The 20,698-nt window shown below is 61.5% G+C and carries 17 protein-coding genes; 11 read left to right on the plus strand and 6 right to left on the minus strand.

Going from position 1 to position 20,698, the window contains the following annotated elements:
* Positions 1-184 precede the first annotated feature (184 nt).
* The gene (locus tag BT199_RS09035) at positions 185-1,660 is read right to left on the minus strand and encodes an inorganic phosphate transporter (protein WP_003189291.1); all 1,476 of its coding nucleotides are present in this window, start codon (positions 1,658-1,660) and stop codon (positions 185-187) included.
* A 332-nt stretch (positions 1,661-1,992) separates the two neighbouring features.
* Positions 1,993-2,193: a hypothetical protein gene (locus tag BT199_RS09040; RefSeq protein WP_003189295.1), complete on the minus strand. Its 201-nt coding sequence runs from the start codon at positions 2,191-2,193 to the stop codon at positions 1,993-1,995.
* A 541-nt stretch (positions 2,194-2,734) separates the two neighbouring features.
* Here BT199_RS09040 and pcaR point away from each other — a divergent pair.
* The 11 genes from pcaR to pcaC all read left to right on the plus strand — a co-directional run bounded on the left by pcaR (position 2,735) and on the right by pcaC (position 13,540).
* A complete protein-coding gene (gene pcaR / locus BT199_RS09045; protein ID WP_014717290.1) occupies positions 2,735-3,577 on the plus strand; it encodes a pca regulon transcriptional regulator PcaR in 843 nt (280 codons plus the stop codon).
* Positions 3,578-3,722: 145 nt separating this feature from the next.
* Positions 3,723-5,063 carry a 4-hydroxybenzoate transporter PcaK gene (locus BT199_RS09050; RefSeq protein WP_072434321.1) on the plus strand — a complete coding sequence of 447 codons (1,341 nt, stop codon included), beginning with the start codon at positions 3,723-3,725 and terminating at the stop codon, positions 5,061-5,063.
* Between the two features lie 248 nt (positions 5,064-5,311).
* Positions 5,312-6,169, plus strand: a complete 858-nt coding sequence (locus tag BT199_RS09055) for a CoA transferase subunit A (protein WP_014717292.1) — start codon at positions 5,312-5,314, stop codon at positions 6,167-6,169.
* Positions 6,169-6,948: a CoA-transferase subunit beta gene (locus BT199_RS09060; protein ID WP_072434322.1), complete on the plus strand. Its 780-nt coding sequence runs from the start codon at positions 6,169-6,171 to the stop codon at positions 6,946-6,948. The genes BT199_RS09055 and BT199_RS09060 overlap by 1 nt, the downstream gene beginning before the upstream one ends.
* Positions 6,945-8,147 (plus strand): 3-oxoadipyl-CoA thiolase, encoded by a 1,203-nt coding sequence (gene pcaF / locus BT199_RS09065; protein WP_175556203.1) that lies wholly within the window; start codon positions 6,945-6,947, stop codon positions 8,145-8,147. The genes BT199_RS09060 and pcaF overlap by 4 nt, the downstream gene beginning before the upstream one ends.
* 21 nt (positions 8,148-8,168) lie before the next feature.
* Entirely contained in the window at positions 8,169-8,873 is a 705-nt protein-coding gene (gene pcaH / locus BT199_RS09070; protein WP_019817832.1) for a protocatechuate 3,4-dioxygenase subunit beta, read from the plus strand.
* A 1-nt stretch (position 8,874) separates the two neighbouring features.
* Positions 8,875-9,441, plus strand: coding sequence for a protocatechuate 3,4-dioxygenase subunit alpha (gene pcaG / locus BT199_RS09075; RefSeq protein ID WP_014717295.1), 567 nt, complete (start codon positions 8,875-8,877; stop codon positions 9,439-9,441).
* 217 nt (positions 9,442-9,658) lie between these two features.
* Positions 9,659-10,954, plus strand: coding sequence for an MFS family transporter (locus tag BT199_RS09080; RefSeq protein WP_072434324.1), 1,296 nt, complete (start codon positions 9,659-9,661; stop codon positions 10,952-10,954).
* A gap of 10 nt (positions 10,955-10,964) precedes the next feature.
* Entirely contained in the window at positions 10,965-12,329 is a 1,365-nt protein-coding gene (locus tag BT199_RS09085) for a 3-carboxy-cis,cis-muconate cycloisomerase (RefSeq protein WP_072434325.1), read from the plus strand.
* A 10-nt stretch (positions 12,330-12,339) separates the two neighbouring features.
* Positions 12,340-13,131, plus strand: coding sequence for a 3-oxoadipate enol-lactonase (pcaD, locus tag BT199_RS09090; protein WP_060767160.1), 792 nt, complete (start codon positions 12,340-12,342; stop codon positions 13,129-13,131).
* A gap of 10 nt (positions 13,132-13,141) precedes the next feature.
* Positions 13,142-13,540 carry a 4-carboxymuconolactone decarboxylase gene (gene pcaC / locus BT199_RS09095; protein WP_072434326.1) on the plus strand — a complete coding sequence of 133 codons (399 nt, stop codon included), beginning with the start codon at positions 13,142-13,144 and terminating at the stop codon, positions 13,538-13,540.
* A gap of 128 nt (positions 13,541-13,668) precedes the next feature.
* Here pcaC and BT199_RS09100 read toward each other — a convergent pair whose 3' ends face one another.
* The 4 genes from BT199_RS09100 to BT199_RS09115 all read right to left on the minus strand — a co-directional run bounded on the left by BT199_RS09100 (position 13,669) and on the right by BT199_RS09115 (position 20,697).
* Positions 13,669-14,568, minus strand: a complete 900-nt coding sequence (locus BT199_RS09100; protein WP_072434327.1) for a polysaccharide deacetylase family protein — start codon at positions 14,566-14,568, stop codon at positions 13,669-13,671.
* A gap of 82 nt (positions 14,569-14,650) precedes the next feature.
* Positions 14,651-15,901 carry an OprD family porin gene (locus tag BT199_RS09105; RefSeq protein WP_019817827.1) on the minus strand — a complete coding sequence of 417 codons (1,251 nt, stop codon included), beginning with the start codon at positions 15,899-15,901 and terminating at the stop codon, positions 14,651-14,653.
* Between the two features lie 180 nt (positions 15,902-16,081).
* Positions 16,082-17,539: an AdeC/AdeK/OprM family multidrug efflux complex outer membrane factor gene (gene adeC, locus BT199_RS09110; protein WP_003189337.1), complete on the minus strand. Its 1,458-nt coding sequence runs from the start codon at positions 17,537-17,539 to the stop codon at positions 16,082-16,084.
* Complete coding sequence (locus tag BT199_RS09115; protein ID WP_014717302.1) at positions 17,536-20,697, minus strand: efflux RND transporter permease subunit; 3,162 nt, start codon at positions 20,695-20,697, stop codon at positions 17,536-17,538. The genes adeC and BT199_RS09115 overlap by 4 nt, the downstream gene beginning before the upstream one ends.
* Position 20,698 lies beyond the last annotated feature (1 nt).

Below are 20,698 nucleotides of genomic sequence, written 5' to 3' on the forward strand. Positions count from 1 at the left end.
ACGCACCGCAGTTTTTGATCGTTCCCACGCTCCGCGTGGGAACGCATCCCGTGACGCTCCGCGTCACCCGTGCGCCAGTGGGACGCGGAGCGTCCGTGGCGGCATTCCCACGCAGAGCGTGGGAACGATCATAAAAAAAGGTGCGACCCTCGCGGATCGCACCTTTTTTATTGCCGGCTGGCTATCAGTTGCCCAAAGCCTTGGACGCCAGCCAGAACAACCCGGCCGAGAGGCCTACGGTCGCTGGCAAGGTCAATACCCAGGCCATCAGGATGGTCTTGACGGTGCCACCTTGCAGGCCGCTTTTGTTCGCAACCATGGTGCCTGCCACGCCAGAAGACAGGACGTGGGTGGTGGACACTGGCAGGGCGAAGATGTTGGCGAAGCCGATCATGGTGGCCGTGGTGATTTGCGCCGACATGCCCTGGGCATAGGTCATGCCTTGCTTGCCGATCTTTTCACCGATGGTCAGCACCACGCGCTTCCAGCCCACCATGGTGCCCAGGCCCAGGGCCAGTGCGACCGCGAGGATCACCCAGAACGGGGCGTACTCGGTGGTGGCGGTCAGGTCTTTGCGCAGCTTGTCGAGGTCGGACTTCTCACGGGAGTCCAGGCCTGGCAGCTTGCCGACCTTTTTCGCGGTGTCATCCAGGCAAAGCAGGTAGCGACGTACCTCGATGCGGTGGTCGGCCGTCAGCGAGTGGTAGTCCGAGACGCCCTTGAGGGTGCCCAGCAGCGCGTTGATCGTCGGTTCGGTCTGCTGCGGGTTGCAGCGGAACTTGCCCGGCAGGTCATCCTTCACGCTTTTGCCCAGGGCCAGGAATTCACCGAGGGTCTCGTGGTTGCGCTGGTAGAACTGGTTCAGGTGCAGGGTGGCGTCGCGGGTACGTTCGATCTGGTAAGTGGTGCTGCCCAGGTCCAATACGAACTGCGCCGGCACGATACCGATGAGCACCAGCATGATCAGGCCGATGCCCTTCTGGCCATCGTTGGAGCCGTGCACGAAGCTCACCGCCATGGCCGAAATCACCAGGACGAGGCGGTTCCAGAATGGCGGGTGCTTTTTGTCGTCAAGCTTGCGGCGCTGGTCCGGGGTCTTGTGCATCTTCGACAGCGGACGCCACCACTTCAGACCGATCAGTACCAGAGCGGCGACCAGAAAGCCCGCCATCGGCGAGAATACCAGGGACGCGCCGATATCCACGGCCTTCTGCCAGTTCACACCGTCAGCCAGGGGGATGTCGTTGATCAACGCGTTGGCCAGGCCGACACCAAGGATCGAGCCGATCAGGGTGTGGGAGCTGGAGGCGGGGATACCGAAGTACCAGGTGCCCAGGTTCCAGGTGATCGCTGCTGCCAACAATGAGAAGACCATTGCCAAGCCATGGCCGGTGTTCACATTGATCAGCAACTCCACCGGCAGCAAGTGCACGATGGCGTAGGCGACACCGACACCACCGAGCAATACGCCGAGGAAATTGAACACCCCGGAGAAGAACACGGCCAGGTGTGGCGGCATGGCTTTGGTATAGATGACTGTGGCCACCGCGTTAGCGGTGTCATGAAAGCCATTGATGAACTCGAAGGCGAGGACAAAGGCCAGGGCGAGCAACAGGCTCACTAGAACCCAAGCATCCAGTCCGCTGAATAAATCGATCATGAAGGTTTTCTGACCCGGTCGTAAGGGGGCGCGATTATGCCAGAAAACATCAGTAATCGATGCATTAGCTGCTCATCGGTAACAATCTTCCTGGAAAAAAACGCGGCAGGACGCACGCATCCCAGGGTTTTCGGGGCTTTGGCAAGTCTTTGATTTATAAAGCGCAGGCCGCAGAAGGCGGGCTTTAGTCATGAAAATGCCATGCCTGAAACATTTGTATGAAATTTCGTGGGTGGCTGTAGGTTACTGACCAGTGGACGCTAAAGCGGGTGCCCTCTGCCAGTACTTCACCGGCAGAGACAGCACGACCCTTAAGGCTCGAACCGAAGCGCTTATGGCTCCTCGGTCTTGAGTTCCTGCTCGATCTTTTGGATTTCCTGGGCAAATGCCTGGTCTAGCAGGCTGGCGCGTTTACGCCATGGCTTGCGTTCCGGCTCGGGTTGCGCGGCGTAGGTGGTGACTTCCCCGCCGTAGACATCCTTGTAACGTTGCTCCTGGCGCTCAAGTTCCGCGCGCAGTTCATCTTTCGTCACAGTATTACCTAATTGAGTTGAGTTTATTGATTGCGCAGCGTCATGCCTGAAAGTCGTGCTCGGGCGATTCCAAATAGAACAATAAAACGTTCAAATGGGTAAATAGGCCTGAGGGCAGTTCTTTTAAGCGAATACTTGTGTCCGGCCCTGCATACAACCCGCAACGCCCGGTGAGCTCCACTCCCGATACATACCGGGCCGACCTCTGCACAGGTTGCATTATAGCGGCGCATTTGAATAACACTATCATCATGAAGTTAAAAAGCGTCAACGATGTGTCAGAGGTTTGTTACATGCTGGCGTCGGTATTTGTGAACACCGTCATCATCCTGGCAGGGTAAATGCCCCTGCTTTATAGATGCATCAGGCAAATCTGAAACCAGGGCCGCGAGGTGTGCGCCAGCGCCGGCCAAATTGCGATAATCGCATGGTCGTTCGATAATCGCCCAATGTTGCCGGCGCTGACTTGTGCAGGGCAACCGGCACGGCTTGTAATAGCCGCCAACCCTCCCGTGGTGATAACAAGAGAAGGCCCCTTGAAATGAACGATCAATTGCGCAACTCCTTTGCATCAGTGGCGCCGCCGATCGTGGCTTCACCGGCCAAGCGCATCCAGGCATTCACCGGTGATCCGGATTTCATGACGTCCCTGGCCCGTGGCCTGGCCGTGGTGCAGGCATTTCAGGAGCGTAAGCGTCACCTGACCATCGCCCAGATCAGCCATCGCACGGAAATTCCCCGCGCCGCCGTGCGCCGCTGCCTGCATACCTTGATCAAGCTCGGCTACGCCACCACGGATGGGCGCACCTACTCGCTGTTGCCCAAGGTACTGACCCTCGGTCATGCCTATCTGTCGTCCACACCGCTGGCTGTTTCGGCCCAGCCTTACCTGGACCGCATGAGCGAGCAACTGCATGAAGCCTGCAACATGGCCACCCTGGAAGGCGATGACATTCTTTATATCGCCCGTTCCGCCACCACCCAGCGTCTGATCTCGGTTGACCTGTCGGTGGGTGGGCGCTTGCCTGCATATTGCACGTCCATGGGCCGCATTCTGCTGGCCGCCCTCGATGACGCTTCGCTGCAGGATTATCTCGACCATGCCGACCTGCAAACCAAGACCAGCCGCACCCTGACCACGCCGCAAGCGTTATTGGAATGCCTGCAACAGGTGCGTCAGCAGGGCTGGTGCATTGTCGACCAGGAACTGGAGCAGGGCCTGCGTTCCATCGCGGTGCCGGTGTATGACGCGTCCGGCCAGGTGTTGGCCGCGCTTAATGTCAGCACCCATGCCGGGCGGGTCAGCCGCAGCGAGTTGGAGCAGCGCTTTTTGCCGAGCATGCTCAGCGCCAGCCGTGAGCTGAGTGCGCAGCTGTTTGCCTAAGCTGTTCGGTGACCGCACAGATCCCGGCTGGCTCGATTGACGGTGTTTCCCTTGGCTTATTAATGTGCGGCAGCGCTCTGAGGAGCTGCCCAATAAGAATGATGACCCCAGGTCGTCAGCCCGCCATCGGTGTGGAATAAAAATAATGAATCAGCCTTCTGTCGGTACCACCCTGGACGTACAGTCCTTTATCAACACCCAGCCACTCTCGCGGTATCAGTGGCGCGTGGTGATCCTGTGTTTCCTGATTGTCTTTCTCGACGGCCTCGACACCGCCGCGATGGGCTTTATCGCGCCCGCGCTGTCCCAGGACTGGGGCATCGACCGCGCCAGCCTCGGCCCGGTGATGAGCGCCGCGTTGATCGGCATGGTGTTTGGCGCACTCGGTTCCGGCCCCCTGGCCGACCGCTTTGGCCGCAAAGTCGTGCTGGTCGGCGCGGTGTTGGTGTTTGGTGCGTTCAGCCTGGCGTCGGCCTACAGCACCAATGTCGACCAGTTGCTGGTGCTGCGCTTTCTCACCGGCCTGGGCCTGGGCGCCGGCATGCCGAATGCCACCACCTTGTTGTCTGAATACACCCCCGAGCGGCATAAATCCTTGTTGGTGACCAGCATGTTCTGTGGCTTCAACCTCGGCATGGCCGGTGGTGGGTTTATTTCGGCCAAGCTGATCCCGGCCTTCGGCTGGCACAGCCTGTTGCTGATCGGCGGCATCCTGCCGTTGATCCTGGCTGGGGTGCTGCTGGTATGGCTACCGGAATCGGCGCGTTACCTGGTGGTGCGCAATCGCGGCGCCGACAAGGTGCGCAAGACCCTGGCCCCTATCGAGCCAAACATCGTTGCCCAGGCCTCTCACTTCAGCGTACCGGAGCAAAAAACCGTCAAGGCCCGCAATGTGTTCGCGGTGATCTTCTCGGGCACCTACAGCGCTGGCACCTTGCTGTTGTGGCTCACGTACTTCATGGGCCTGGTGATCGTTTACCTGCTGACCAGTTGGCTCCCCACCTTGATGCGCGACAGTGGCGCGAGCATGGAGCAAGCCGCGTTCATCGGCGCGCTGTTCCAGTTTGGTGGGGTATTGAGCGCGGTGGGCGTGGGCTGGGCGATGGACCGGTTCAACCCGCACAAAGTGATCGGCACGTTCTATCTGCTGGCCGGGGTGTTTGCCTACGCGGTGGGGCAGAGCCTGGGCAACATCACGTTGTTGGCCACCCTGGTGCTGGTCGCCGGGATGTGCGTCAACGGTGCGCAATCGGCGATGCCGTCGCTGGCGGCGCGTTTCTACCCCACCCAAGGCCGTGCCACCGGTGTGTCGTGGATGCTCGGCATCGGCCGCTTCGGCGCGATCCTGGGAGCGTGGATGGGCGCAACCTTGCTGGGCCTGGGCTGGAACTTCGAGCAGGTGCTCACCGCATTGGTGATACCGGCGGCCTTGGCCACGGCAGCGGTAATGATTAAGGGCATGGTCAGCCATGCCGATGCGACCTGAAACCGATCACTACCCCTGTGGGAGCTGGCTTGCCTGCGATAGCGGTGCTGAATCCACTCGCGCCATCGCAGGCAAGCCAGCTCCCACATTGACCCTGTTCCTTGCGATGGTTAGTTAAGCAACAATCGGTTCGATAATCGAACGCTCAGTCGATTATCGGATTGTTTGGCCTATTTCCCCGGCTTAATCTTCTAGCACTTCGGCGCCACCTCAGCGCCTTTTTCGATCAACACCGGGAGCCCAACCCCATGGCTGAAATCCTCACCCTGCGTGATGCGGTCAAGCGCTTCGTGAACGACGGCGATACCGTCGCCCTCGAAGGCTTCACCCACCTGATCCCTACGGCCGCAGGCCATGAAATCATTCGTCAGGGCAAGAAAGACCTGACGCTGGTGCGCATGACGCCTGACCTGATCTACGACCAGTTGATCGGTGCCGGCTGTGCGCGCAAGTTGATTTTCTCCTGGGGCGGCAACCCGGGCGTGGGTTCCCTGCATCGGCTGCGCGACGCGGTAGAGAAACAATGGCCGCAAGCGCTGGAGATCGAAGAGCACAGCCACGCCGACCTGGCCAATGCCTACGTCGCCGGTGCCTCCGGCCTGCCGTTCGCGGTGTTGCGGGCCTATGCCGGTTCCGACTTGCCCAAGGTCAACCCGCTGATCAAGACCGTCACCTGCCCCTTCACCGGCGAAGTGCTGGCGGCGGTGCCATCGGTGCGTCCGGACATCACTGTGATTCACGCGCAGAAAGCCGATCGCAAAGGCAACGTGCTGCTCTGGGGCATTCTGGGGGTGCAAAAGGAAGCGGCGCTGGCGGCCAAGCGCTGCATCGTCACCGTCGAGGAAATCGTCGACGACCTGAATGCGCCGATGAACAGCTGCGTGCTGCCGACCTGGGCGCTGACGGCGGTGTGTCACGTACCCGGTGGTGCCCATCCTTCCTACGCGCACGGCTACAACGAGCGGGATAACCGCTTCTACCAGGCGTGGGACCCGATTGCCCGCGACCGCGGGACCTTTACCGCCTGGATCGACGAATACATCCACGGCACTGCCGACTTCAGTGAATTCCAGGCCAAGCTGGCCGCCGCGCAGGAGGCTAAGTAATGGCTTATTCCACCAATGAAATGATGACCGTCGCCGCCGCACGCCGCCTCAAGAACGGCTCGGTGTGCTTCGTCGGCATCGGCCTGCCATCCAAGGCGGCCAACCTGGCGCGCCTGACGTCCTCGCCGGATGTGGTGCTGATCTACGAGTCCGGCCCGATTGGGGCCAAGCCCAGCGTGTTGCCGCTGTCCATCGGCGATGGCGAGCTGGCGGAGACCGCCGACACCGTGGTGCCCACCGGTGAGATCTTTCGCTACTGGCTGCAGGGCGGGCGCATTGATGTCGGTTTTCTCGGCGCGGCCCAGGTCGACCGTTTCGGCAATATCAACACCACCGTGGTCGGTGATTATCACCAGCCCAAAGTGCGTTTGCCGGGTGCCGGTGGCGCGCCGGAAATCGCCGGTTCGGCCAAGAGCGTGTTGATCATCCTTAAGCAATCGTCCCGTTCGTTTGTGGACAAACTGGACTTCATCACCTCCGTCGGTCACGGCGAAGGTGGCGACTCACGCAAGCGTCTGGGCCTGCCCGGCGCCGGCCCGGTGGGCATCATTACCGACCTGTGCATCATGGAGCCGGAGGAGGGCAGCCATGAGTTCGTGGTCACTGCACTGCATCCCGGCGTGAGCCGCGAGCAAGTGGTCGCCGCCACCGGCTGGGCGATTCGCTTTGCCGACCAGGTGAGCACCACCGCTGAACCCACCGAGACCGAACTGACCGCCCTGCGTGACCTCGAAGCACGCACCGCCGCCGCCCATGGCCAAGCACCGGGAGAAGCCTGATGCGCGAGGTATTTATCTGCGATGCCATTCGCACGCCGATTGGCCGTTTCGGTGGTGGCCTGTCCACGGTGCGCGCCGATGACCTGGCGGCGCTGCCGATCAAGGCGTTGATCGAGCGTAACCCGTCGGTGGACTGGAGCGCCGTAGACGAAGTCTTCCTCGGCTGCGCCAACCAGGCAGGTGAAGACAACCGCAATGTGGCACGCATGGCGCTGTTACTGGCGGGGCTGCCGGAAAGTATTCCCGGCGTGACCCTCAACCGCCTCTGTGCCTCGGGCATGGATGCCATCGGCACCGCCTTTCGTGCGATTGCCAGCGGTGAAATGGAGTTGGCGATTGTCGGTGGCGTCGAATCGATGTCCCGCGCTCCGTTTGTGATGGGCAAGGCCGACGCGGCGTTCTCGCGCAACATGAAGTTGGAAGACACCACCATTGGCTGGCGCTTTATCAACCCGCTGATGAAGGCCCAGTACGGTGTGGATGCCATGCCGCAGACCGCCGATAACGTGGCCGATGACTATCAGGTTTCCCGCGCCGACCAGGACGCTTTCGCCCTGCGCAGCCAGCAACGCACCGCCGCTGCCCAGGCCGCCGGGTTCTTTGCCGAGGAAATCGTTCCGGTGCGGGTCGCCCATAAAAAAGGCGAAACCCTGGTGGAACACGATGAACACCCACGGGACACCACGTTGGAAGCCCTGGCCAAGCTCAAGCCAGTCAACGGCGCGGACAAGACCGTCACTGCCGGCAATGCCTCGGGCGTCAACGACGGCGCCGCCGCGCTGATCCTCGCCAGCGCCGAGGCCGTCAAGCAACACGGCCTCACCGCCCGCGCCCGTGTGCTGGGCATGGCCAGTGCCGGTGTCGCCCCGCGGGTGATGGGCATCGGCCCGGTGCCGGCGGTGCGCAAACTGGTGGAGCGCCTGGGGTTGGCGGTCACCGACTTTGATGTGATCGAACTCAACGAAGCCTTCGCCAGCCAAGGCCTGGCGGTGCTGCGCGAGCTGGGTATCGCTGACGATGCGCCCCAGGTCAACCCCAACGGCGGCGCCATTGCCCTCGGTCACCCCTTGGGGATGAGTGGTGCGCGGTTGGTGATGACGGCCCTGCACCAATTGGAAAAAACCGGCGGCCGCAAAGGCCTGGCGACCATGTGCGTGGGCGTCGGCCAAGGCCTGGCCCTGGCGATTGAACGCGTCTGATAACTAAAAGAGGATTGCTCCATGAGTGACAAGCCCGGTTACCGGCGCCCGCAAGCGGGCACTCAACCTGATTACCTGCACCCGGCCTACCAGTCGACGAACCTGCGTTCGCCTTCACAGCCTTTGGTGTTCCTGCCCCATTCCTTGTCGGAAATCACGGGCCCGACCATCGGCGCCGAACGTATCAATGAGAAGGACAACGACCTGACAGCCCAGCATGAGGGCGAGCCGCAAGGCGAGCGCATCATCATTCATGGCCGTGTGCTGGACGAAAACGGCCTGCCAGTGCCGGGCATCCTTGTGGAGATCTGGCAGGCCAATGCCGCCGGCCGCTACAACCACAAGCGCGACCTGCACGATGCACCCCTGGACCCGAATTTCACCGGCACCGGGCGCACCGTCACCGACGCCGACGGCTGGTACCAGTTCCAAACCATCAAGCCAGGCGCCTACCCGTGGGGCAACCACCACAACGCCTGGCGCCCGGCGCATATCCACTTTTCGCTGTTCGGCCCCAGCGTGCTGACGCGCCTGGTGACGCAAATGTATTTCCCGGGCGACCCGTTGCTGGAATACGACCCGATCTACAACTGCGTGCCGGACACCAGCGCCAAGCAACGCTTGATCGCCAGTTTCGACCTGGAAAAAACCATTCCTTCCTATGCCCTCGGCTACCGCTGGGACATCGTCCTGCGCGGCCGCGACGCCACGCCGATGGAGAAATGAGATGACACTCAACGCGACCACGTCCCACACCGTCGGGCCGTATTACCACATTGGCCTGACCTGGCTGAACCGTGAAGACCTGACCGTCACTGCCACCCTCGGCGAACGCGTGGCAATCAGCGGCCAAGTGGTGGACGGCAACGGTGATGTCGTCAACGACGCCATGCTGGAAGTCTGGCAGGCCAATGCCGCCGGCAAATATGCTCACCCCGAAGACGAGCAGGACAAAGCGCTCGACCCGAACTTCGAAGGCTTTGGCCGCGTGCCGGTGGATGCCGAAGGGCGTTTCCGCTTTACCACCGTCAAGCCGGGCAGTGTGCCGGGGCTCAAGGGCACCACCCAGGCGCCGCATTTGGTGGTGCTGGTGTTTGCCCGTGGGTTGGTGAAGCACTTGCTGACGCGGATTTATTTTGACGGTGAGGCCTTGAACGGCGATGACCCGTTGCTGGCGTGTGTGCCGGCAGAGCGTCGTGGCACCTTGATTGCCCAGGCGGATGCGGCAGGGGTTTATCAGTGGAATGTGATTTTGCAGGGCACAGATAAGGAAACGGTGTTCTTCGACTATTGAGTTGGCTGTAACGATCGTTCCCACGCTCTGCGTGGTAATGCATCCCGTGACGCTGCGCGTCACCCGCGAACGGCAGGACGCGGAGCGTCCCATGCGGCATTCCCACGCAGAGCGTGGGAACGATCATCCAGGCTCCACCTATCCAAAAGTCTGCTTGCGGAACAGGGTTGTTGCAAAGTATGTCTAGGCTATAACCGTTCCCACTGAGTAAAAAAACATGACAACAAAAACCAGCCACTACACCGGAGAAGAACGCAGCAAAAGGATCTTTGCGATTGTCGGTGCGTCCTCCGGCAACCTGGTCGAATGGTTCGACTTCTACGTCTATGCCTTCTGCGCGATTTATTTTGCTCCGGCGTTTTTCCCCTCGGACGACCCCACGGTGCAGTTGCTCAACACCGCCGGGGTGTTTGCCGCCGGGTTCCTGATGCGACCGATCGGTGGCTGGTTGTTTGGCCGGGTGGCCGACAAGCACGGGCGCAAGAACTCGATGATGATCTCGGTGCTGATGATGTGCGGCGGCTCCCTGGTCATCGCCTTTCTGCCGACCTACAACGCCATCGGTGCCTGGGCGCCAGCGTTGCTGTTGGTGGCGCGGCTGTTCCAGGGCTTGTCGGTGGGCGGCGAATACGGCACCACGGCCACTTACATGAGTGAAGTCGCGCTCAAGGGCCAGCGTGGCTTCTTTGCTTCGTTCCAGTACGTGACCCTGATCGGCGGCCAGTTGCTGGCGGTGCTGGTGGTGGTGATCCTGCAACAGATCCTCACCGAAGAAGAACTGCGCGCCTGGGGCTGGCGCATCCCGTTTGTGATCGGCGCTATAGCCGCCGTGATCTCCCTGCTGCTGCGTCGCACCCTGAAAGAAACCACCAGCAAGGAAATGCGTGAAGACAAGGACGCCGGCAGTATCGTCGCGCTGTTTCGCGACCACGGCAAAGCCTTCATTACGGTGCTGGGCTACACCGCCGGCGGCTCGCTGATTTTCTATACCTTCACCACCTACATGCAGAAGTACCTGGTGAATACCGTGGGCATGCACGCCAAGACGTCGAGCTACATCATGACCGGCGCGCTGTTTCTGTACATGTGCATGCAGCCGTTGTTCGGCATGTTGGCCGACAAGATTGGCCGGCGTAATTCCATGCTCTGGTTTGCCTGCCTTGGCACGCTGTTTACCGTGCCGATCCTGCTGACCTTGAAAACCGTGACCAGCCCGTTTTTGGCGTTTGTGCTGATCACCCTGGCCTTGGCGATTGTCAGCTTCTACACCTCCATCAGCGGCCTGGTCAAAGCGGAGATGTTCCCGCCCCAGGTGCGTGCATTGGGCGTGGGCCTGGCGTATGCGGTGGCTAACGCGGTGTTTGGCGGTTCGGCAGAAGTGGTTGCGCTGAGCCTCAAATCCATCGGCATGGAAAACACCTTTTATTGGTACGTCACCGCGATGATGGCGGTGGCCTTCCTGTTCAGCTTGCGCCTGCCGAAACAGGCGGCGTACCTGCATCACGATCTGTAAGGGATGAGTTATGACGCTGCGCACGAGCAATCAACTGTTCGACGCTTATTTCACCGCTGACAGCATGGCCGAAGTGTTCTGTGACCAGGGGCGTTTGCAGGGCATGCTGGATTTCGAGGCCGCACTGGCCCGGGCGCAGGCCCGGGTCGGGTTGATTCCCCAGGCCGCTGTCGCACCGATTGCCCAGGCGTGCCTGGCGTCGCTGTATGACGTGGACGCCCTTGGCAGCGCGATTGCCACGGCGGGCAACTCTGCGATTCCATTGGTGAAGGCGTTGGGCAAGTTGATCGCCAGTGAGGACGCCGACGCCGAGCGTTATGTACACCTGGGCGCAACCAGCCAGGATGTGATGGACACCGGCCTGGTGCTGCAACTGCGCCGTGGGGTGGAATTGATCGAGGCCGACCTGGCTCGCCTGGGGGAGGTGTTGGCCGCCCAGGCTCAGCGTTACGCCACCGTGCCGTTGGCCGGGCGCACCTGGTTGCAGCAGGCGACGCCGGTCACCCTGGGAATGAAAATCGCCGGTTGGCTGGGCGCGGTGACGCGCAGTCGCCAGCGCCTGGCCGAATTGAAACCGCGCCTGCTGGTCCTGCAATTTGGCGGCGCCTCGGGCACCTTGGCAGCGCTGGGCGAACACGCCATGCCCGTGGCCGAAGCCTTGGCCGCCGAGTTGCAACTGGGTTTGCCGGAACAACCCTGGCACACCCAGCGTGACCGCCTGGTGGAGTTTGCCAGCCTGCTTGGCCTGATCGCCGGTAGCCTCGGCAAGTTGGGCCGCGATATCAGCCTGTTGATGCAGACCGAAGCGGCCGAGGTGTTCGAGCCTTCGGCGCCGGGCAAGGGCGGTTCGTCCACCATGCCGCACAAGCGTAACCCGGTGGGCGCCGCAGTGCTGATCAGCGCGGCCACCCGCGTACCAGGCCTGGTGGCAACGATGTTCAGCGCCATGCCTCAAGAGCACGAACGCAGCCTGGGCTTGTGGCACGCCGAATGGGAAACCTTGCCAGAGATTTGCCGCTTGGTGTCCGGTGCCTTGCACCAGGCAATTCTGGTCAGTGAAGGGCTGGAGGTGAATGCCGAACGTATGGCACACAACCTCGACCTGACTCAGGGCCTGGTACTGGCCGAAGCGGTGAGTATCGTGCTCGCCCAACGCTTGGGCCGCGACACTGCGCACCATCTGCTGGAGCAGTGCTGCAAACGTGCGGTCGCCGAGCAGCGCCATTTGCGCGCGGTACTGGCGGATGAGCCGCACGTCACCGCCGAGCTGTCGGCGGCTGAATTGGACCGCCTGCTCGACCCGGCCCATTACCTGGGCCAGGCGTCTACCTGGGTCACGCGTGCGGTGACCGAACATTTTGCTTTGACTGCCTGAGGAGACCGCTGTGGCTTTTGTACAACTCGCCGAGGGCGAACTGCATTACCAACTCGAGGGGCCCGCCGACGCACCGGTACTGGTGCTGTCCAATTCCCTGGGTACCGACCTGCATATGTGGGATATCCAGATTCCGGCCTTTACCGAGCATTTTCGTGTGCTGCGTTTCGACACCCGTGGCCACGGCCAATCCCTGGTGACCGAGGGGCCTTACAGCATCGAGCAACTGGGGGCAGACGTGCTCGCACTGCTGGATGCGCTGGATATCCAGAAGGCGCATTTTTGCGGATTGTCCATGGGCGGCTTGATCGGCCAATGGCTGGGCATTCATGCCGGCGAGCGCCTGCAACGCCTGGTGGTGTGTAATACCGCGGCCAAGATCGGCACGCCCGAGGTGTGGAACCCGCGTATCGAAATGGTCCTGCGTGATGGCGCCGCCGCGATGGTGGCGCTGCGCGATGCGTCCATTGCGCGCTGGTTCACCGCAGATTTCGCCGCTGCCAACCCGCACCAGGCCAAGCAGATCACCGATATGCTCGCAGCCACTTCGCCCGAGGGGTATGCCGCCAACTGCGGCGCCGTGCGCGATGCGGATTTTCGTGAGCAATTGTCCTCGATCAAGGTGCCGACCCTGGTGATTGCCGGCACCGAAGACGCGGTAACGCCGCCAGCCGGCGGCCACTTTATCCAGAGCCATGTGCAGGGCGCCGAGTACGCCGAGTTCTATGCAGCGCACTTGTCCAACGTTCAGGCCGGTGCTGCGTTCAGCGACCGGGTGATCGAATTTCTGCTGGCCCGCTGAGGAGCTATTTGTGGACGAGAAACAACGTTACGCCGAGGGCCTGCAGGTGCGCCGCGAAGTACTGGGCAATGCCCATGTCGACCGCAGCCTCAATGCCCTGACCGAGTTCAACAGCGAGTTCCAGGAAATGATCACCCGCCACGCCTGGGGTGACATCTGGACCCGCCCCGGCCTGCCTCGGCATACCCGCAGCCTGATCACCATCGCGATGCTGATCGGCATGAACCGCAGTGAAGAACTGAAGCTGCACCTGCGTGCCGCCGCCAGCAACGGCGTAACCCGCGCCGAGATCAAGGAAGTGCTGATGCAGAGTGCGATCTACTGCGGGATCCCGGCAGCGAATGCGACGTTTCACCTGGCGGAGTCGGTGTGGGATGAGTTGGGTGTGGAGTCTCGCCAACAAGACTGAATGTGAAAGGCGATCACCTGTGGGAGCTGGCTTGCCTGCGATTGTAGCGACGAGGTCTGACTGGGGACCGTGTTGTCTGCATCGCAGGCAAGCCAGCTCCCACAGGGGATCGTCACAGGTTTAAGGTATTAGTGGGAATCAGCATCCCACAGCCAATTCCACACCCCAGGCAGGTGCACCGGCTCGTTCACAGCCTTGACCGTCCGGGCCAGCGCTGCGCGTTCCAGCGCGGCGTGGTCGGTATAGAACGGCTCGGCCGCGGTCTTCAAACCGTTGACCCGTGCGCTGTCCATCAGAATCTGCAAGTACTCCTGCATATGCCGCGCGGTGTAGCGGTTGATGTCATGGAAGGTCACCACTACCGGGATCACACCCTCCACTGTCGGTAGTTCACCTAAGGCGATGCGTTCGCGTACCACCGACAGTTGCCGATACAGGTTGGCCCGCCGACGCGGGCTGGCGTTGAAGCCCCAGATCTTGCCGTCATTGGCGCTCAAATCCGTCAACAGTACCTGCATGCCGTGGCGTTGGTAGGCGGCGAAGGTGCGCTTGTCGTAGTTCCAGAAGGGTGGGCGTACCAGCACGGGGGGCGCGCCCGTGATGGCGGCAATGTCTGCGGCGCCTTCGGTAAGGGTGTGTTCCAGCGTGGCGTCGTTCAACCAGCGATGATTGGTGTGAAACGCGGTGGCCGTGTGGAAGGCCAGGACATGGCCAGCGGCGAATTCTCGTTCCATGGTCTTGCGGCCTCGGGAACTGCCGCCTGCGCGAGCGGCTTCGGTCTGCAGGAAGAACACCGCCTTGATCCCCGGCAGCACCGGGTTGTTGGCCAGGTCCGCCACTACCGAACGGCTCGGATTGTTGTAGCCCGAGGCGCTTGGGCCATCGTCGAAGGTCAGCAAAAAGCGGATCGGCGCCTGGGCCAGCAGGCGTTGTTCGGTCTGTGGTGTCAGGGCGATGGGTGCGCTGATACAGCCCCCCAGGCTCAAGACCAGGGCAAACAAAGCGATTGCTGTAGCGAAGGATTTCATGCCGTGCAGGGCCCGAGTAAAGGCCGCTGCTGGGGGGATCAGCAGCGGCAGGCGCGCACCATACAGTAAGTGCTATGCCGGTTTACAGCAGACTGATCGGATAGCTGACGATCAACCGGTTCTCATCGAACTCGTTGTTGCTGTAGTCCCTGCGCATACTCGAATTGCGCCAGCGCACGTTGAGGTTTTTCAGCGTGCCGCTTTGCACCGTATAGCCTACTTCGGTCTCGCGGCCCCACTCCTTGCCGTCGGTGATGGTGCCGGTGTGCACGTTGCTGCCGCTGATATAGCGGTTCATCAGGGTCAGGCCTGGTACACCGAGGGCGGCGAAGTTGTAGTCGTGGCGAACCTGCCAGGATTTTTCCTGTGCGTTGTCATAGCTGGAGTTGTAGCTGTCGTTGGCCAGGGTGCCGCCGCTGGTGCCGTTGACGCGCATCCAGGCACTGTCGCCGGTGAGTTTTTGCAGGCCGACGTAGAAGGTGTTGCCACCGTACCTGGCCGAGAACAAACCGGACCAGGTTTTGTTGTCCAGGTCGCCGGCGCGGGCGCTGCCGTCGTCCTTACCGTAAAAGAAGCCCAGGTTGGCGCCCAGGGTCCAGTCGCCCACAGGCTGGCTGTGGATCAGATTGACGAACTGCTGGCTGTAGATGTCCTTGAGCTGGGCATTCCACACGCCGACTTGGGTGCGTTTGTCGTTGAACGCGTATTCGGCGCCCTGGAAGTTGAAACGGTCGGAGGTGAAGGCGGTTTTGCCGAACATCGACATGTCGCTCATGCTGCCGTCGTCCCGCGGGCTATTGGCGCGGAATTGGCCGCCATAGAGGGTCAGGCCGTCGATTTCCTTCGAGGTGATCTGCCCGCCACGCAGGGTCTGTGGCAGGGAGCGGCCATCGTCGGAACGCAGGATCGGCAGCACCGGCATCCATTCGCCCACCTTCAGCTCGGTCTTGGAAAAGCGCGCCTTGAATGCCACGCCCAGCCGGCCAAACTCATCGGCTGGCCGGCCGTCATGGTCCAGCGGCAGCAACTGCGTGCCGCCTGTGCCACGCCCGCCATCGAGCTTGAGCGAGTACAAGCCCAGCACATCCACACCAAAACCGACTGTGCCTTGGGTGAACCCGGACTTGGCGTCGAGAATGAAACTTTGCGTCCACTCCTGCGCGCCACCCTGAGCCTTGGTCGGGTTGGTGTAGTTGCGGTTGAAGAAGAAATTACGCAGGTTGAGGTTGGCGCTGGCGTCTTCGAGAAAGCCGTGATCCTGGGCGAGAACGGGCAGGGCAGAACTGGCGACAGCAGCCGCCAGCAACAGCTGGCGCGGTTGGAAAGTGCTCATGGTGTGAACCTGTTGTTATTGGGTTTATGCAGGTGGCGGCCATGGTGCGCGGCGGTGCGGGGGCGATGAAAGTAGGGGAAGGTGGGTTGTGGGCGATGATCGAACGCAAGTTGTAAGGGCAACAATGCAGGCATAAAAAAACCGCTTCCGGTGAGGGAAGCGGTTTTCACACCCGCGCTATCAGAACAACTTCAACGGCGGTGCTTGTTCTTTCAACGGCTCGTTCTTCGCAGTCTGCTCGTTCCAGCCACCGCCGAGGGCCTTGTACAGGTTGACCTCGCTGGTGAGCTGCGCCAGGCGGTCGGTGATCAGCGATTGCTGGGCACTGAACAGTTGGCGCTGGGCGTCGAGGAAGGTCAGGTTGCTGTCGACACCAATGCGGTAGCGACGCTCGGCCAGGCGGTAGTAATCCTGGTTAGCCTCGACGAAGCCGCGCTGGGCATCCAGTTGCTGCTTGTAGGTCGCACGCGCGGCCAGGCCGTCGGAGACTTCCTGGAAGCCGGTCTGGATGGCCTTCTCGTAGTTGGCCACGTTGATCTCTTTCTGGATCTTCGAGTAGTCCAGGCTTGCGCGCAGGCTACCGGCGTTGAAGATCGGGATGTTGATCTGCGGGGCAAACGCCCAGGTTCCCGAACCGCCTTTGAACAGGCCACCCAGGGTAGGGCTGGCAGTACCGGCGCTGGCGGTCAGGCTGATGCTCGGGAAGAACGCCGCACGGGCCGCGCCGATGTTGGCGTTGGCGGCCTTGAGGTTGTACTCGGCTTGCACAATGTCGGGACGACGTTGCAGCAGGTCCGATGGCAACCCGGCCGGCACTTCGCTGAGCAGGTCATCGGACAGCGGCTTGCTGGCGATATTCGCCGGCAGGCCGGTGCCCAGCAGCAGGGTCAGGCTGTTTTCGTCCTGGGCCACCTGGCGGGTGTAACGCGCCAGTTGTACACGGGCGTTTTCCACCGAGGTGCGTGCCTGGCTGAGGTCGAGGGCCGAGGCCACGCCAACTTCATTGCTGCGCGAGGTGAGCTTGTAGCTTTGCTCGAACGCGGCCAGGGTGTCCTGGGTCAGCTTGAGCAGCTCCTTGTCGGCCTGCCAGGTCAGGTAGGCATTCGCCACGCTGGCCACCAGGCTGATTTGGGTGCTGCGACGTGCTTCTTCAGTGGCGAAGTACTTCTGCAGCGCTTCTTCACTGAGGCTGCGCACGCGACCGAACAGGTCCAGCTCATAAGAGCTGATCCCAAGGCCCGCCGAGTACTGGCTGGCGATGGTCGATTCGCCGGTCTGCGACAGCTTGGCCGGGGTGCGCGAACGGCTGCCGTTACCGGTGGCCGACACGGCCGGGAACAGGTCGGCACGTTGGATCTGATATTGCGCCGCATAGGCGTCGATGTTCAGCGCCGCGACACGCAGGTCACGGTTGTTCACCAACGCGGTCTGGATCAGCTGTTGCAGGGCAGGGTCATGGAAAAACTGCTTCCAGCCTTGCTCGGCAGCGGCCTGGCTCGGCGCCTGGGCCGACGAATACGCCGGGCCCTGCGGGAACTGCGCGGCCACCGGCGCTTCGGGGCGCTGATAGTCAGGTATCAGCGAGCAGCCACTGAGCACGAATGCGGTGACGGCTAGGGAAAGTAGCGACTTGCTCATTGGCCAGCCTCTTTAGGAGTTTCAGTAGTGTCTTTCTTTTTGCGTTCGCCAGCGGCGGACACGGTTGCGTAGAACAGCGGCACCCAGAAGATCGCCAGCACAGTGGCCGTGATCATACCGCCGATAACGCCGGTACCGATTGCGTGCTGGCTGCCTGAGCCGGCGCCGGTGGAGATTGCCAGCGGTAGTACGCCGAGCATGAACGCCAACGAGGTCATGATGATCGGGCGCAGACGCATACGGGACGCTTCGATAGCCGCCTCGACGATGCCTTTGCCTTGCTCGTGCAGTTCCTTGGCGAATTCCACGATGAGGATGGCGTTTTTCGCCGCCAGGCCCACCGTCACCAACAGGCCCACCTGGAAGAACACGTCGTTGGACAAGCCGCGCATGCTGGTGGCGATCAGTGCACCGATCACACCCAGTGGCACAACCAGAATCACCGCAATCGGAATCGACCAGCTTTCGTACAGTGCTGCCAGGCACAGGAACACGACCAAAAGCGACAGTGCGTACAGGGCTGGCGCCTGGGAACCGGAAAGGCGTTCTTCGTACGACAGGCCTGTCCAGGCATAACCGACACCGGCCGGCAGTTCTTTGGCAATGCGTTCGACTTCGGCCATCGCATCACCGGTACTGTAGCCCGGTGCCGGGGTACCGAGGATTTCCATCGCCGCTACACCGTTGTATCGCGAAAGTTTGGGCGAACCGTAGATCCACTGGCCCGACGAGATAGCCGACAGCGGCACCATTTTCCCGTCGTTGCTGCGCACGTACCATTTGTCCAGATCTTCAGGCGACATGCGGCTGGCGGCGTCACCTTGTACATACACCTTCTTCACGCGACCACGGTCGATGAAGTCGTTGATGTAGCTACCACCCAAGGCAATGGCCAGGGTCTGCTGGATATCGGCGAGGCTGATGCCTTGGGCACTGGCCTTCTCGTCGTCAACGGTCAGCTCGTACTGCGGCTCATCGTTCACGCCGTTAGGGCGTACGCCGGCCAGCACCTTGCTTTGTGCCGCAGCGCCCAGGAACTGGTTACGTGCAGCCATCAGCTTGTCGTGGCCGACGCCACCCTGGTCTTGCAGGAACACGTCAAAACCGGTGGCGTTACCCAGCTCCAGCACCGAAGGCGGCACGATGGCAAATACCATGGCGTCCTTGAAGGCCCCGAAGAAGTAACCCTGGGCACGCTTAGCCACTTCGAACACCGACTGGCTCGAATCCCGCTCGTCCCACGGCTTGAGCATCACGAACGCAAGACCCGAGCTCTGGCCACGGCCAGCAAAGTTGAAGCCGTTCACGGTAAACACCGATTTCACTGCCTTGCCTTCGCCTGGCTCGCCTTCCTTGTCGTTCAGCAGGAAGGCGCGCATGTCGTCGACGACTTTTTGCGTGCGCTCAGCCGAAGCGCCGACCGGTGTCTGCACCTGGGCGAAGATCACACCCTGGTCTTCCTCAGGCAGGAACGCGCTTGGAATACGGGTGAACATCCAGATCATGCCGGCCAGGATCAGCGCGTACACCAGGAATGCCGGGATCTTGTGCTTGATCATGCCGCCCACGCCGCGCTCGTACTTGAGTACGCCACGGTCGAAGGTGCGGTTGAACCAGCCGAAGAAGCCGCGCTTGGGCTGGCCGTGTTTTTCCGGATCAATCGGCTTGAGCATGGTGGCGCACAACGCCGGGGTGAAGATCAGGGCAACCAGCACCGACAACGCCATCGCCGAAACGATGGTGATGGAGAACTGCCGGTAGATCACACCGGTAGAACCACCGAAGAACGCCATCGGCAGCAGTACCGCCGACAGTACCAGGGCAATACCCACCAGGGCGCCCTGGATCTGGCCCATGGACTTGATCGTTGCTTCCTTGGGCGACAGGTGCTCCTCAGCCATTACCCGTTCGACGTTTTCCACCACGACGATGGCATCGTCCACCAGCAAGCCGATGGCCAGGATCATGCCGAACATGGTCAAGGTGTTGATGGTGAAGCCGCACGCCGCCAGGATCCCGAAGGTGCCCAGCAATACCACCGGTACGGTCATGGTGGTGATGATGGTGGCACGGAAGTTCTGCAGGAACAGGAACATCACCAGGAACACCAACACAATCGCTTCGACCAGGGTGTGAACCACACCGGAGATCGACTCGGTCACGACCGGCGTGGTGTCATAAGGCACCACCGCCTTCATGCCAGGCGGGAAGAACGGCTCCAGGGACTTGACTGTTTCGCGGATGGCCTTGCCAGTGTCCAGGGCGTTGGCACCGGCCGCCAGCTTGATCGCCATACCCGAAGCCGGCTTGCCGTTGAACTGTGCACTGATGCTGTAGTTCTGGCCGCCCAGTTCGATGCGCGCGACGTCACCCAGGCGAACCTGGGAGCCGTCGGTGTTCACCTTCATCAGGATCTTGGCGAATTCCTCGGTGCTTTGCAGGCGCGTCTTGCCGATGATCGTGGCGTTCAGCTGGGTGCCGGGCAGGGCAGGCAGGCCGCCCAGTTGGCCGGTGGCCACCTGCACGTTCTGGGCCTTGATGGCATTGCTGACGTCCACTGGCGTGAGCTGGTAGTTGTTCAGTTTGGCCGGGTCGAGCCAGATACGCATGGCGTACTGCGAACCGAACACCTGGAAGTCACCCACCCCCGCGGTACGGGAGATCGGGTCCTGGATGTTGGACACGATGTAGTTGGAGAGGTCGTCCTTGGTCATGCTGCCGTCTTCCGACACCAGACCGATCACCATCAGGAAGTTCTTCACCGACTTGGTCACACGGATACCCTGTTGCTGCACTTCTTGCGGCAGCAGTGGGGTGGCCAGGTTCAGCTTGTTCTGTACCTGGACCTGGGCGATATCCGGGTTGGTACCCTGGTTGAACGTCACGGTGATGGTCATGCTGCCGTCGGAGTTACTGTCCGAGGAGACATAACGCAGGTTGTCGATACCGTTGAGCTGTTGCTCGATGACCTGCACCACGGTGTCCTGCACGGTTTGTGCGGACGCACCTGGGTAGGTCACCTGGATATCAATGGCCGTTGGCGCAATGGCCGGGTATTGGTTGATGGGCAACTTCAGGATCGAGAGTGCCCCGACCAGCATGATCACCAGGGCAATTACCCAGGCGAAAATGGGACGGTCGATAAAAAATTTCGACATG

This window comes from Pseudomonas sp. NFR02 (assembly GCF_900119375.1).
Lineage (GTDB): Bacteria > Pseudomonadota > Gammaproteobacteria > Pseudomonadales > Pseudomonadaceae > Aquipseudomonas > Aquipseudomonas paracarnis.